General features: G+C 30.9%; 17 protein-coding genes. 4 read left to right on the top strand and 13 right to left on the bottom strand.

The genetic code is table 11. The features are described 5' to 3' along the window. The first annotated feature begins 118 nt into the window (after positions 1-118). Entirely contained in the window at positions 119-748 is a 630-nt protein-coding gene (locus tag IRZ83_RS14650) for a hypothetical protein (RefSeq protein WP_194569892.1), read from the top strand. A gap of 366 nt (positions 749-1,114) precedes the next feature. Next, entirely contained in the window at positions 1,115-1,480 is a 366-nt protein-coding gene (locus tag IRZ83_RS14645; protein ID WP_194569890.1) for a hypothetical protein, read from the top strand. 14 nt (positions 1,481-1,494) lie between these two features. Here IRZ83_RS14645 and IRZ83_RS14640 read toward each other — a convergent pair whose 3' ends face one another. From IRZ83_RS14640 to IRZ83_RS14585, 12 genes are all read right to left on the bottom strand, one after another. Continuing rightward, positions 1,495-2,847 carry a GH1 family beta-glucosidase gene (locus tag IRZ83_RS14640; protein WP_194569888.1) on the bottom strand — a complete coding sequence of 451 codons (1,353 nt, stop codon included), beginning with the start codon at positions 2,845-2,847 and terminating at the stop codon, positions 1,495-1,497. Positions 2,848-3,057: 210 nt separating this feature from the next. Then, entirely contained in the window at positions 3,058-3,267 is a 210-nt protein-coding gene (locus tag IRZ83_RS14635) for a hypothetical protein (protein WP_194569886.1), read from the bottom strand. 17 nt (positions 3,268-3,284) lie between these two features. Then, positions 3,285-3,698, bottom strand: coding sequence for a hypothetical protein (locus IRZ83_RS14630; RefSeq protein WP_194569884.1), 414 nt, complete (start codon positions 3,696-3,698; stop codon positions 3,285-3,287). A gap of 165 nt (positions 3,699-3,863) precedes the next feature. Continuing rightward, positions 3,864-4,067, bottom strand: a complete 204-nt coding sequence (locus IRZ83_RS14625; protein ID WP_228520705.1) for a hypothetical protein — start codon at positions 4,065-4,067, stop codon at positions 3,864-3,866. 180 nt (positions 4,068-4,247) lie between these two features. After that, complete coding sequence (locus IRZ83_RS14620; protein ID WP_194569882.1) at positions 4,248-5,144, bottom strand: hypothetical protein; 897 nt, start codon at positions 5,142-5,144, stop codon at positions 4,248-4,250. Positions 5,145-5,148: 4 nt separating this feature from the next. Beyond that, positions 5,149-6,417, bottom strand: coding sequence for an ABC transporter permease (locus IRZ83_RS14615; RefSeq protein ID WP_194569880.1), 1,269 nt, complete (start codon positions 6,415-6,417; stop codon positions 5,149-5,151). A 2-nt stretch (positions 6,418-6,419) separates the two neighbouring features. Further along, a complete protein-coding gene (locus IRZ83_RS14610) occupies positions 6,420-6,815 on the bottom strand; it encodes a hypothetical protein (RefSeq protein ID WP_029272849.1) in 396 nt (131 codons plus the stop codon). A 21-nt stretch (positions 6,816-6,836) separates the two neighbouring features. Beyond that, on the bottom strand, positions 6,837-7,118 hold the full coding sequence (yidD, locus tag IRZ83_RS14605; protein ID WP_194569878.1) for a membrane protein insertion efficiency factor YidD: 282 nt from the start codon (positions 7,116-7,118) through the stop codon (positions 6,837-6,839). Continuing rightward, positions 7,115-7,348, bottom strand: a complete 234-nt coding sequence (locus IRZ83_RS14600; RefSeq protein ID WP_194569876.1) for a hypothetical protein — start codon at positions 7,346-7,348, stop codon at positions 7,115-7,117. Before IRZ83_RS14600 ends, yidD begins: the two co-directional genes overlap by 4 nt. Positions 7,349-7,505: 157 nt before the next feature. Continuing rightward, positions 7,506-8,174, bottom strand: coding sequence for a response regulator transcription factor (locus IRZ83_RS14595; protein WP_194569874.1), 669 nt, complete (start codon positions 8,172-8,174; stop codon positions 7,506-7,508). A 7-nt stretch (positions 8,175-8,181) separates the two neighbouring features. Further along, the gene (locus IRZ83_RS14590) at positions 8,182-9,891 is read right to left on the bottom strand and encodes a tetratricopeptide repeat-containing sensor histidine kinase (protein WP_194569871.1); all 1,710 of its coding nucleotides are present in this window, start codon (positions 9,889-9,891) and stop codon (positions 8,182-8,184) included. Between the two features lie 54 nt (positions 9,892-9,945). Further along, on the bottom strand, positions 9,946-10,140 hold the full coding sequence (locus tag IRZ83_RS14585) for a hypothetical protein (RefSeq protein WP_194569869.1): 195 nt from the start codon (positions 10,138-10,140) through the stop codon (positions 9,946-9,948). Between the two features lie 344 nt (positions 10,141-10,484). Between IRZ83_RS14585 and IRZ83_RS14580 the strand changes: the two genes are divergently transcribed. Further along, entirely contained in the window at positions 10,485-11,420 is a 936-nt protein-coding gene (locus tag IRZ83_RS14580) for a hypothetical protein (protein WP_194569867.1), read from the top strand. A 76-nt stretch (positions 11,421-11,496) separates the two neighbouring features. Here the strand turns inward: IRZ83_RS14580 and IRZ83_RS14575 are convergent, their stop codons facing one another. Beyond that, positions 11,497-13,080 carry a murein L,D-transpeptidase gene (locus IRZ83_RS14575; RefSeq protein ID WP_194569865.1) on the bottom strand — a complete coding sequence of 528 codons (1,584 nt, stop codon included), beginning with the start codon at positions 13,078-13,080 and terminating at the stop codon, positions 11,497-11,499. Between the two features lie 545 nt (positions 13,081-13,625). Between IRZ83_RS14575 and IRZ83_RS14570 the strand changes: the two genes are divergently transcribed. Continuing rightward, positions 13,626-14,660: an AI-2E family transporter gene (locus IRZ83_RS14570; protein ID WP_317174572.1), complete on the top strand. Its 1,035-nt coding sequence runs from the start codon at positions 13,626-13,628 to the stop codon at positions 14,658-14,660. The last annotated feature ends 2 nt before the right edge of the window (positions 14,661-14,662 follow it).

Raw genomic sequence — 14,662 nt, 5'->3', positions numbered from 1 at the left:
ACTAATTTCTATGGCAAAGTAAAGGCGCTTTTAAACCATTGTAGATAAGGGATTCCCAGAATTCCCACGTTTTCCTGAGATTCCCATGAATTCCCAAAAATTCCTAAAAAAAAATACCATGCATACGATATTAGAAGAATATAAAAAAGAGATTAAGATTAAATACGAGACAGAAAAAGAAGGAGTACATTTTGATTATTTGTTCAGTCCTTCGCGCGGAAAACTCCGCGATTTGTGCTGGCTTATTTTCGAGAATAACCCAACACAGGATGATTTAAATGTTTTTAAAAATTTATTTTGTTTAGATTTTGATCACACCAAAAAGAATAAGTTTAAAGAACAAAAAGATAAGTTTAGACCTATTGAAACCTTTTTTAAAGGTGAAACAGATCCATCAAATATTGATGCAATAAACCTTGCCGCAATTATGGTCGATTTTCAACCGCGTCCTTTTAAAAAGTTTAATGAAAAGTATAGAATTGAAGAATCAAAACGAATTGAAAAAGTAGGCAAAGATGTAATTGTTGAAAGAGAGAATGAAGGCATAGAAAAAGTTGTTTTGGTGGAAAATAAAAATGAAGAATCGAAAGAACATCCTGAAAATGGAAATCTTTTCTTTGATTTTGCGACTAAATTTTCTAAAATAATGGCTCAGAAAATGTATCCGCAAAAAATAATTACGATTGGAATTGGAGCAATTGCTGTAGTGACTTCTGCGTGTTTATACTTTGTGCAGAAAAAAGATTAGACAAAATACTTTCTAAATGAAAGTCGGAAGCATTTGGAAAAATAGAATGCTTTGGAAGGTAAAAAGAATAATTTTTTAAGAAGTAATTCAGGCATTTAAAAAGTTTGTTTTTTGGCATATATTAACTGTTATTTATAATATAAAGATAAGAAAAAATAATCTATAAACCTAATAAAATCAGCAAAATAAGTGTTTATTTTGCTTTAAAAACAGTTTTTTTTCTTGAATTTATTTGTTGGCAATTGCTAATTTTAATGACAATAAAACATACCTTTTCTAGGTCATTAATTATCATAAAATTATTTATATTTATAAAAAATTATAAAAGATTTTGATCGTAACTATCAGTTCAAAAAAACATATTTTATGAAAAAGCTTCTCCTACTATTAATTGTTTTATGCAATTTTGGCTGTAAAAAATATGTTGTCTCGTTTGAACAGCCAACAGATATGAAACTGGATAAATTAAAACTGGAAGTATTTCTGGATAAAAAGAAAACTCAAGAAATTAACTTAAAGGCAACAAATGAAATGCCAAGTTATGAAACAGCAGAACTTTCAATATCAGATGAGGGAAAACATCTTCTTCAGGTTAAAGTAAAAGATACAACCTTTAGTTATGATTTAAATTACCCCCAAGAAAAATTTGTTCTTGTAACAGCTCATTTAAAACAGAATGGCAAGATTCATATCGGAATTTTAAAACAGCAATATCCGTTTAGATTTAATTGATATTCATATCAGTTTTAAGCTAAAAAATCTTTGAACCAAAATCCAGATTGCTTTATAGTTCTTTTTTGCGTTTCAAAGTCAACATGAATTAATCCAAATCTGGCGCTGTAGCCTTCTGCCCATTCAAAATTATCAGTCAAACTCCATACAAAATAACCATCGACACTATAACCGTCTTGTTTGGCTTTTAGAATTTGTTCTAAATGATCCTGAATGTAATGTGTTCGCTTAATATCGTATACTTTTCCGTTTGTAACGGTGTCTGGAAAAGCAGCACCATTTTCAGTAATTATAATTTTCCTGATGCCTTGATATTCGTTAAATCTTTTTAAGATATTGTATAGGGCAGGAGGATATACTTCCCAACCCATATCTGTCGCTATGACGTTTCTTTTTTCAGCGCTGATTAACTCGGCACCTATGTACGGAATCAATAATGAAGATTTTACGACTTCTCGTGTATAACATTGCAGACCAATAAAATCAAAATCGAACGCAAGATTATTTAGATCATCTTTTAAAATATAATTATTGAGTTTTTTAAGAACAGGCAAATCTTTCTGCGGATAACCAAGACCTAAAAGCGGTTCTATAAAAGTTCTGTTGAGTAAAGTATCGACACGTTTTGCGGCTTCAATATCTTTTTGGTTTTGAGAGAAAGGCTCAATGTGAGTGCAGGAAAAAGTAGTTCCGATATTCGCATCAGTTACTTTTTCGCGAAGTATTTTTGCGCCGGCAACAGTAGCTAAAGTAACGTGGTGCATGGCTTTTAGATAATTTGTAATTCCTTTTTTTCCGGGTGCGTGAATGCCTAAAAAATACCCGGCTCCTGTAAAAACAGATGGCTCGTTAATCACCATCCAATTTTTTACGCGATCTCCAAAATGTTTTGCACAAACTTCGACATATTCTGAAAACCAAGAAACCGATTCGCGATTGGTCCATCCGCCTTTTACTTCGAGCGCGTTAGGCAAATCCCAATGATAAAGCGTTACCCAAGGTTCTATGCCTTGTGCAAGTAAAGAATCGATGATTTTATTGTAGTAATCAATTCCGGCTTGATTTACAGGATGAATTCCGGTTGGCATGATTCGAGTCCAGCTGATGGAAAACCTAAAATTCGGAATATTTAATTGATTTATTAAATCGATGTCGCTTTGATACGAATTGTAAAAATCACAAGCGGTTATGGCATGATGACCATTTTTAATCTTTCCTTTTTGAGATGTAAAAACATCCCAGATTGAAGCGCCTTTTCCGTCAGCATCATGCGCCCCTTCAATTTGGAAAGCAGCAGTTGAGACACCCCACAAGAAATCGTCTCCAAATTGGTCTTTATGCAAAAATGAGTTTTCAACTTTATTCATTCAAATGTACTTTCCTTTTAAACTTGTAATTATTAATGAAGGAAAGTAGAATGCATAGCTCTTAAAAAAAGCCATTCTTTGAATGAAACCAAAAAATTTAGATTGAAGAATTTCATAACATTTAGTTTTACTCAAATTAATAAAACTAATGTGAATTTATTGTAAAGTGATTATTATCAAATGATTAAATATAAATTTTAACCAACACGACTAATCTTCCCATCCGCAAAGTGTGAGTCCGTAGCCTTGGGCTTGAGCAACGGAAACTTTTGTTATTTGATGCCGGCAGGCTGTTAAACCTCGACAGTTTTCGCTGTAATGATACTTTTTTGCTCCCGTCGGCCCGCAGATATATACTTTTGTTTCAACAGAATTAAAAGATGTCAGCAAAATAAAAAACACGATTCTCAGTTTTTTCATTTGATAAGATTTGGTGATCATTGATGTACGATCAAATAATATTCATTTCCTTTTTGGTCCGTTGCTTTGAGTTTTCCATATCCAATCCACTCTGCTTTAATTTCGAGATCTTTTATCGAATCAGAAATCAAAATTCCGGCACCATACTTTCCTTCGATATTAATGTTTCCAGAAACCGAATCTCCTTTTACATTAATGCCTACTACATCATAATTATATTCATAATGGCCACATTTTCCGGTTCTGTATTCATACTTGCATTTTTTATCAACATGATAGGTTTTTGCTTCTTCTGCAGTAATTACTTTGCGGTCGTCAGCAGTAATTACCTCCTTATAAAATGTATTAATTTGAGATGAAGCCGGCCCATCTGTTTTTTGGCAGGAAATTGTAACTAATAAAATAAGTAAAATCAGGTAGTTTTTTAGCATAGGCGTTTTATAAGGGTTACGTATTCGATAAAAGTAGTTGGAACTAGTATTGTTTGAAAGCGTATTTATACGTGAATCTATTTAGAATTAGTAGAACTAAAACTTGGAGAAATTTAGAATTTTAATAAAAATTTAAATATTCCTCCAAGTTTTCTGAAATTTATTCTAGCTCGTGTGGCAATTAGGACAACATGTTTTGCAACCATTCGATTGAGAGTAGGTTTTTTTTGCTTCATCGACAGCAGGTTTACAGCTAGAATAATCACCTAAGTAATTTCTATTTACCAAAGAAGGCAAATATTCGCAATTTTCTGTATGCACTTCATGGTCTCCATTTGATTGTGCATTTTGGTTTACATAGTAATTCATAATTTTTAGATTTTAATTAATATTTCAATTGTTTAATTATTCAAATGTAAAACCAATCAAAATCAGTATTTTATGGAAATCCGTAATTTAGACATTTTATAATGAAGTTTTATTATATGAATTTAAAACAAAAAAAGAGGACATTATATTTCCTCTTTTTACACCTACGTTTTGACTTTATTATTTCTCTAAAATAAAATCCTTAATTATTTTATCCATATTAGATGGCAGATCAGCATTTTTGATTTCAAAATGTTTTATTTTCATTTCAGTAAACCATTTGCTCCAATATGTGCGAATCACTTTTTCTTCATAAGGATTATTTTTGCTCGGATTTATTCCGACAACTAAAACTTCAAGATTAGATAAGTTATAATTCGTTTTGATAAAACCAAAATCCTGGTCGTGTAATTTTTTCTCCCAGTCTACAGTATTTAATCCATTTTTTCTAATTAACTCTGGAGTGATGTATGATGTGCGATTTCCTTCTTTTATGACAGTATTATCGTAAAACATGTATCCATCAGTTAATATAATAAGTATGTTTCTGTATTTTTTGTCGATACATTGATCTTGTATCTTATTGTCAAAAAAACTCCAAATGTCTGAACCAATATAATTGTTGTCTTTTATAGCCGACTGGTAAATTTTTGATGTACTAGACGCATAATTTTTGGTAATTGAATTCAAAAATTCTTTTGAGGCATTATTTTTATCAATAGTAATTTTTAAATTTTCAGCAATTGAATTTATCTCTGGATCTTTTGGTTCAGGATTAAAAAATAATTGCATTTTATCATTCATTTGTCTTATCCTTTTTGATTTTAAATGCTCTGTAAAAGCTTCGGAAACTGACTTTATATATCCCAAATCCCTTTGATAATATTCCATCGTTGGGTTAGCATTTTTTTCTAAACTTATTCGATCTGATAAATCAAGAAGTATACTGATGTTATAATTTTCTGCCACAGAATTTTTAACTGGAATTTCTTTTTCTTCTTTATCAGAATCTTTCTTGCATGAAAAAAATAAAATCAATAACAACGACATCGCCATTTTTAGTAAAGTGTTTTTCATAATATTAGTTTTTAAAATATACTAAATGTTGAAAATTAGGATCGATTAAATTCATTCTTCCAAGATGTTCTTCGGATAGATTTTCGCATCCTTCGAGCAATTCTACTTTTTCTTTATGAGGTAAAGCGATTTCAGTATTAATGGCTTGAAACCATCCTTCTTTGTATTGATGATGATAATGAAGATATTCTTTTACAGGAAACACAAAACCATCGATTTTTAATTGAAGTTCTGAAATCTTCCCATTTATAGTAACAATTTGCTCTTTAAAATCATTGATTTTATTAATGTACTCTGTTTTAAATTTTTCTAGGTTTAATAAATTTTCTTTTTTACCTCTAATAAAAGCCCTGATTTTATCAATGTTTTCAAATTCTTTCATAACAAAATCGAACACAAGTCCCCAAATAATATACACTACAAATCCAGCAAATATGATCATCCAGAATTCAGATTCGCCAAGCGCGATATTTAAATCATATGGAGAAGATTCTGTTGTTTTGTTGAATTCATATATTTTCTTTTCTATTATGTAAGCCAGTAATGCATCAAACAAAAATGTTGTTGCAAACAAAGCAATCATTCTGAAGACATTTTTAATTCCTTTACTCTTTTGTACCATATGAATAATATAGCCCAGACCCATAAAAACAAACGGAATCGTGATTACTAAAACACCTTCGAGCCAGCTTGCCTTAAAAGAATTTGTCAGCGCATCTGCGTCAAAAATGGCCGCTGTTAAACTATCATTTGAAAATTCTTTGAAAAAAGCTGAATATGATGCTGAGATATAAAATACTAATAAATAAAGCGTTATCGGCAGTAGCAAAAATAATCCGATATAAAATTGCGCTTTTAATCCTTTCCCATCCTCAATTCCGAATTTATCAGGATTGCGTTTGACTTCAATAATGTCACTTTTTATTTGATCGATTTCATCGTTTATATCTTGTTCTTTCTTTTCGTAAATACCAATTGCGGCTTCAGATTTTTTAAGTTCAGTTCTGCTTTTTTCCTGTTCTTCTCTATAAGGCTGTTTTAATCTGTCTTGTTCTAGTTTTTGTTTTCGGCATTGATCTTCAAAACTCATATATAAATTTTGAAGGCATGCTTTTAGAACAATAGGTTTTCCCGTTGCCTTTACTGATGCAGCAAAACCACTTTGATAATAGGTTATTCTTATTTGTTCTCTGTCATTTTCATCTTCTCCAAAAGTATTTGCTGGCGCATCTTCTACTTTTTTCAAGCTAAATAATTGTGTAAGTGACTTCATTTTTAAGAGTTTAGCTGATTGATAATTTCTTCTTTTTGAATGTTTTTCTGAACACAGTCAATGAGATAATTAGATAAATCGTTGATGTTTTCGTCGAGAAAATTAAATTTTCTGCAGTATTTTTTAAGCATATTTAATTCGTCATCTGTAATTTTTCCATCTGCCCAAATGATACGCGTAAAGTCATATAAATACTCTATTCTTGTATTTAATTCTTCAGGAATAAGAAGTTCCGTATTAATCGGATTTAAAAAAAGTTTATCCAGTTCTTCACGCGGAATTCCTCTTTCATCAGCAAAATGATACATCATTTGCAGTTCTAATACATCAAATTGATCGTCAGATAATGCCATTTGATATAATCGCAAAAAATGGCTTTTTAGTTCTATTGTTATCATGGTTTTAAAAATAATGTTGGTTTATTTAATTAATCTTTCAGCAATTTCATCTTTGTCAATTATTAATTGAGAAGGAAGAATCATTTGAATTTTATTATCAATTGGATTCTGAAAAATTGAAAAATTTGCTCTACAGTTTTTATATCGAAATTGAAATGCTTTTAATCCCATTATAAATCCTTCTTTTTGAGTTATTTCAAATACATGATTTGAACATGATTTTTTAAAAATGCATTTTCTTCTATTAGATGGAGGAATAATCTTCCAATATATCCGAATAACTATTAGTATTATATATTTCATTTTTTTTGAAAAACAATCATCTGGCTATTTGTCGTATAACCTGGTTTGGCTCCAAATCCAAAACATCCACTATCTGGGTGAACAAATGTTGATACACTTTCTAATCGTACATATTCCCAACCTTGATTTGTGTAGTTTTTCACTAAACTTTCAAGTTGATCAGCAACATGATTTGAAGTTCCTTTTTTTGGATCGATTGAAGCTACGAATGGCACTACTTTGTATTCCATGATTTTTTGATTTTAATTAATATTTGAATTTTTAACAATCCAAACTTAAACCTATTTAAAACCAGTATTTTACGGAAATCCATAATCCGTAATTTTTATCTTCAAGAAATAAAAAAAGCTCCCGAAGGAGCTTGAAGATTTATGATAATAATGAGATCTAAATAATTCCCATATCTTTTGCAATAGAAACCAAATGCACAGTATTGTTTGCCTTAAAAAAGTCTTTGAGTTTAGAAAGTCTTTTTTCCATGGCGCTTTTACTGCTCGGTTTTAAGCCTAAATCTTTCAGAATAACTATAATATCGTCTTGTGGTGTTCCAGATGATAAATGTTTTAGAATTAAAATATCAAAATCGTCTATTTCGTAATTGTTTTTTTCATGAAGTGCAGAAGCAATTTCAGGTGAAATAAATTTTTGATCAGAACTCGAAATAATATTGATCGCTTTTTTAAGCTCTTCGATACTATTTAAGCCTTTTAATACAAAAGCATCAATTCCTGCATTATCAAAAAGAGATTTAATTCGGTAGCTTTTGTCTTCTACAGAATAGGCTATAATTTTAATGTTAGGCTGCAGTTCGCGAGCTTTTTGAACCAGCTCATCTCCATTAACAATTTCTGCTTTGCGATGATCAGCTTTGAATGAAAGATCGCTTATCAATAAATCATAAGGTTCATTTTGATGAATTGCGGCGCGTATTTTTAAAAATGCTTCGTCACAAAATTTTGAATGCTGAAAATCTACTATATTCAAATCTTTTAAAACTTGTTGAATTCCTAAATTCATCACGTCGAGATCTTCGGCAATTATTACTTTTTTAAACATATGGCTTTTATTTAGGCAGCGTTATTTTTACTTTAAAACCTTTATCTGGTTCAGTGTCAAAAGTAATAGTTCCTTTATTTGCCAGAATACGGTTTTCCATATTTTGCAGACCATTTTTTATAATTTGTGTTTTTTCGTGGCCTTTTCCATTATCAGTATAGTTTATAAATAAAATATTTGAGTTGCTTTCAAACTTTACAACCACGATAGAAGCCTCACTATGTTTTTTCATGTTGACCATTAATTCATGCAATACGCGCTGTATTGCAATTTTTTTTAGGTCTTCAACCAAATCCCAATTTACTTTTTCTATATTATTAATAATAACATTCGTGTTGCTGCTATTATAGGTCGAAAGCATTTCTTTTAAATTATTCGGATAATTAGCACCAGTGTCTATATCATTGTTTTCTCGTGAAATCCCTCTGACTCGATTGTAAATATGATCTAGTTTTTGTAATAAGGTTTCTTTAGAACTTTCGTTAGTTAAAGGCTGTGTCTGCGTGTACGTGATCGCATGAAAAACGTCGTTCGCTAATTCGTCATGAATATCTTTGGCAATTCTGGTTTCAGTATCATACGCCGTTTTTATTTTTTCGACTCTGCTTTTATTTCTATAGTATTTTCTCAGATAAATTAAGGCGAAGAATAATATAATGATTCCGGAGGCAAACAAAATTCTTTGGTATTTTGCTTCCTGAAGTGCTAATAAATTTTCAGCTTTCTCTAAACGAAGTTTCTGGTTTTCGTCTTTCTCTTTTTTAGAGTCGTATTTAATCTTGGCAAATTTGTTTTTAAAGTTGTTGCGGATTTTTATAATGCTGTCACTTAGCGTGATGTATTTTTTTGCATATTTCGTACTTTGATTTTTATAATTATTTGAAATCAAAAGCGATAATGCATCTAGACGTTCATCAATAGTATTTAATTTTGTTGCCTCATTATAAGCATCTAATGCGTATTGATTTGTTTTCTTTGGATCTGTATTAATAAAATATTCGGCTAAATGAAGATTACTTTGAAGAGTGCCATAGGAATCGTTTATTTCTTTTCTTAAATCAAAACCTTCATTCATCAACAAAAAACCTTTGTTGTTAATTCCCTTTTTAAAATAAGCATAACCCAGATTATCTGTAACTCTGGCTTTGGTTGTTTTTAGCGAATTATCGTTTAATATTTTTTTGCTTAAAATAGATTCTAAAATAAGGATCGCTTTATCATATTTTTTCTGTTGAATATAAACAACTGCGATATTATTTAATGGAGATTGTTTTGATATGGAATCAGTGCAGTCTTTAATTGCCTCTTTATAATAATAGATTGCATCATTATAAATAGCAAGTTCTTTATCTGCTATTCCGAAAAAATTATTAATAGAAGCACTGTAAACATTTTTTTTTGTAATAAAAGGCAATGCTTCAGTCAACGTTTCTTTGCTTCCATAATAATCGCCATTGATCTGCTGAATAGAAGCCATCTGAATTAGATTGTAAACGATATTGGCACTATCTTTTAGCGTTTCAAAAGCTATTTTTGATTTATTGAAGTTATAAAAGGCGCTATTAAAATTTTCTTTTTCGAGGTTTGTTATTCCTTTTTCTCGAAAAGCTTTGGCTTCTTTATTTAGAGAGTTTTTACCACTAATAGATCCCGTTTTTTCCTCACAGGAAAGAAGAAAAACAAAACAAATAAAATATAAAAACGGGGATCGTAACATAAAGTTTACTTTCCCCGAATTTACTAATTAAATTTATAGTAAAACTAATTTTATTTAGTCCTTAGTTGGCGGTGGTGGTACCTTAATCGGATCATCATCTGGACCATCAGCATAAGATGGCATTGCAGGACTTACCGCTTTTTTTACCTCAGTTGCAGCTTTGTTTTCTGTCGTATCTTCGTCAGCTGTACAAGAAAATAATGTAGTTGACAATAGCGCGCACGCTCCCAATAAATATAATGTTTTCATTTTTTTAGATTTAAAAATTGGACATGGGTAGGGCCGTTCGGAACTTTTCCGAAATTTGTTAAATGGCAATACCAAGTTTTGTTTGGGAAGTGAAGTGCGTAGAACAGTAAGATTTTCATTTATACTTCCCAGATAAATTCCGTCTTACGGTTTTCCACACTTTTAATAGAACTAGTTTTGTAATTTTGTCCTAATCGCGAATCGAACAAGAACTAATTCTAAGGCAAAGTAAAGCCGATTATAAGCCTGCATTGATACGGAATTCCGGGAAGTATTAACTTTACCGAGATGCGTGAAAAATCCTGAAAAATCCCAGAAAAAATCCTGAAAAATCCTCAAGGCATATGAAAAAAATTACTCAAAGTGATATTGAAAATGAATACAAAGAAGCTATTCGAAATAAATATAGAAGTGAAAAAGTTGAAGGGAAATATTCACATTATTTAAACAATCCTTCGCAGGCACTTTTAAGGGATTTGTGTTGGGAAATTTTCAGTTCAAATCCAAAAGAAGGAGATTTACTTGTCTATCGTAATTTTTTCAAGTTTGAATTTGACTCAAAACAAGAAAACACTTTAACTGGATACACAAATAAATTTAAAAAAGTAGGTGGGTTTTTTAGAGGAGGGATCGAACCAGCAAAAATTACTACAGTAGAATTAGCTGCGATTTTGGTAGATTTTGAAGATCGACCTTTCAATAAATTTAAAAAAACAATCAATATCGAAAGTTTTGAAACTGAAAAAAATGAAGAATTGTTGAAAAGTCCTGTTTTGGAGTCGGGAGTTAAAATAGAAGAAATAAAAAAGGAAAATGAGAGTTTAAAAGAAAATTTACCAATACGTTTTCAAGGAAATTTTAAATACAATTTCTTTGAAAAGCTATTTAATAAATCAAAAACAGCAATGATTATTACAGCTGTTATTTTTGGTTTAATAGCAACAACAATTTATTTTGCTTTTACTAGAAATAAATGCATGCAATGGTCGCACGATCATTATGAAAAAGTAGATTGTGATTTGAGCGCTAATGGATACTTGACTAATGATGGAGTAGAGCCATACAATGAGAATAAATACGCTCTCAAAAAAATCACAGTTTACGATACTACAGCTTGTTTTAAAAACGGTGAGGCAATTATTTGGTATGCAAAAATTGGGAATGATAAAGCAGATTTTTTTAATACACACGGAAGACATCCTGAAAACGATAAACCACTCCGACCTGTAACACGATATATTTTAGATAAATACGCCAAAAAAACTAATTCTAAAAAATAAAAAAACCTCCAAAACTAATTTTGGAGGTTTCTATATAATCTTAATCTTTCCTCTTTAATCTTTCCTCTTTAACTTCTTAATTCTTAAACCCAGTATCTTCCGGAAATAAAAGACTATTCAAATGAGTATCTCTATCATAAACATCTGGAAAAAAGCCAATTTGACCATCTCGATCTACCCAAGCCGTAAAATAACCAATGTAGATCGGAATTTTTTTCTTAAGCATACAAGGTGTTTCTTTTTCGCCGCTCATTGCTGCGTTAATTTTTTCAACTGGCCAGTCTGGATAATCGCGTAACATAGAAATAGCCAATTCTTTTGCTTTTTCAACATTAATACATCCGTGGCTGAAAATGCGTTTTTCAAATCCGAACAAGGTTTTAGATGGCGTGTCATGCATGTAAATGTCATTCGGATTTGGGAACATAAATTTCACCAAACCTAAAGCATTTTGTGGACCCGGTTTTTGTCTGACATTCCCGCCGTTCCATTCCATATTATGATCGGCTAGGTAATTTTTATCCTCAGCCATTTTTAGTTTCAGTTCGTTCTTAATTATACTGCTCGGCACATACCAATACGGACTAAAAACAATACGATCGATCTGACCGCTAAAAATTACAGTTTTAGTTAATGGAGTTCCGATAAAAACATTCGAAACAATATCATAATTTCCGTTTCTAACATAATAAAGCATGAAAGACGGAATATTAACCATGACAAATTCATCCTGCTTTTCTAACGTTGGCGGAATCCATCTGCAACGTTCCATATTTAGCATAAGCGTTTTAATACGGTCGCTTATAGGCTCATTCATCTGATCTATAAAATCTTTTGTAATGATATAATTTGGTTTAAGGGCATAACGTGCTTTGTATTTCATGATTCCATCCATTAGCTCTTGGTCGTAGAAATTGCTTTTAGAATCTTTGGCTAAATCTCCAACAACAGCCAAACGCTGTCTAATGTCTGCAATGGTTTGTGAAGTAGCATCAGGTCTTAAATCTTGAAAAGGCGTATCCATAGCTATTTTATTCCATGTTCCATTTTTTTCGATGGTTCGATATTTTTTCAGTACTTCCTGAAGTTTATAATATTGACTGAAAAGTACCTTATCATTTTTCTGAAATAAATTCGGATTAGTAACAATAGAATCGAGCAAGGTTTGATAAGATATTTTTTTCTTTGGCAAATACCATTGAATTTTATCTTGTTCCGCCGCATCCATACCTTGATAGACATGTTTTGCATATAAAATATACATCGAAGTTAATAGAAGTTCAGTGTCAGAATCTGAAATTTTTGAAGTTGAATCTTCATCAAAAACTTCATCAATTTTATCTTTATACGGAATCTTTATTTGAACGCCCTCTTCGTAAGTCGAATTTAATTTATGATATAACAAATGCCCAAATTCGTTTATATCATTGCCATCATACCAAATTGCTTTGTATGCTTTTTTTGTATATAGTGCAGCAACGTCGTTTTGGTATTCCTTTAATTCAGTGTATTTTTTAAAAAAAGCAACGATCGAAGCGCTGTTTATAGTTGGTTCTGCTATGATAGTTTTCGCTGTTTCTAAATTATTTTTTGAATGAGCAAAAGTAGTGATGAAAAAAGTACTCATTAAAAAAATGGCAGTAAGGGTAAAATTTTTCATTTTTTATATTTTTCGTTACTAAGTCTTTTAAAAATTGATACAAAAACGGGAAATTTAAAAAAAATGACTTGGGGTAAATGCTATAGAAAAAAATTTTCTACATCAAATTTATAAAAAATATCTTTCAGATTTTCGAGTAAATCAAGGAAATATAATTTTAGCCGTTAACTCTAAAGAGAACGGTAATTTGAAATGAAAATAAAGAAGTTTATTTAACATAAAAAAGACTTATTTTTAAGAAGCGGTAGCAGCCAAAAAAAAGTCTTTCTAACAAAACTGCACAGGCATCGATATTATTGGCTTATAAAGATATTTATCTCGTTATGACAGCAGTATGCTTTTTGCCCATTATAATTATTCTGCTTTTTAAGCTTTGGCGTAGACCAATTGAAAGGGTAGAACTGGAGCCAATCCCAATTTGATAGTGGAGAATTTCGGAATTAAAAAAAAGTATGTAAACAATATCCCTCAAAAACAATAAAAATGAAAAATTCTAAAATGACTAACCGGAAAGAGCTTTTTGAAACTATTTTGCATCTTTTTTTATTTTCCTGATTGTCGGCTTTTGTTTCAAATTAATGTTGCCCTTTATAATGCCTATGATTTGGGCGGTAATATTGGCTATCATTTTGCATCCGTTTTTTAATTTTCTTCAGAGAATTTTTAGAGGACGTAAAACTTTGGCTTCAATTGTAATTACAGTTTCTATTATAATATTGATGATTTTGCCTGTATTGTATTTCCTAAACTCAGTTACATCCAATTTCTTAGAATTAAAACGCGGTTTTGAAGACGGAACACTCAAAATTAGCACACCGTCAGAATATATCAAAAACTGGCCAGTAATCGGAAAACCTTTGCACAATTTTTTAGATTCATTATCTTCTGATCTGCAAAACAGTCTTCTAAAATACGGTCAGGAAATCAAAGATGTTTCAAAAGTAATTATGGCAGGAGTATTAAGTTCGGGATTGGCGTTTCTTCAGTTTCTTTTATCGGTTGTTATTGCGGGAGTTTTGCTTGTATCTACTTCTGCCAAAACAATGGCTACTAAATTTGTTATGAGAATTGCAGGAAATAAAGGCGAAGAAATTTTAGCGATTTTGGTTTCGACAACCTATCAAGTGGTAAAAGGTATTATTGGAGTGGTAATTATTCAAACTATTATTCAGGCAATCGGTCTTTATTTTGCAGAGATTCCTTATGCAGGACTATTAACTCTTTTATGCCTGATATTTTCAATCCTGCAAATTGGCCCTTTTATAATCAATATCGGAATTATAATTTATCTTTTCTCAACAGGAAATTCAGTCTATGCTATTTTCTGGACAACCTACTTTATTATAAGCGGACTTTCAGATAATATTTTAAAACCGCTTTTATTAGGAAAAGGCGCAATGGTTCCTATGCTTATTATTTTTTTAGGTGTTATTGGCGGCTTTATAATGTCTGGATTTATAGGATTATTTGTTGGACCAATTGTCTTTTCAATAGGTTATAAATTATTTATAGCCTGGCTTGATGACGAGCCGGAAAATGAACCTTTGCTTGAAGAGGACATTCCGTTGCATGATGAATAAAT

The sequence above is a fragment of the Flavobacterium sp. JLP genome (genome assembly GCF_015350755.1).
GTDB lineage: Bacteria > Bacteroidota > Bacteroidia > Flavobacteriales > Flavobacteriaceae > Flavobacterium.
This window is presented reverse-complemented; position numbering and strand designations above follow the sequence as displayed.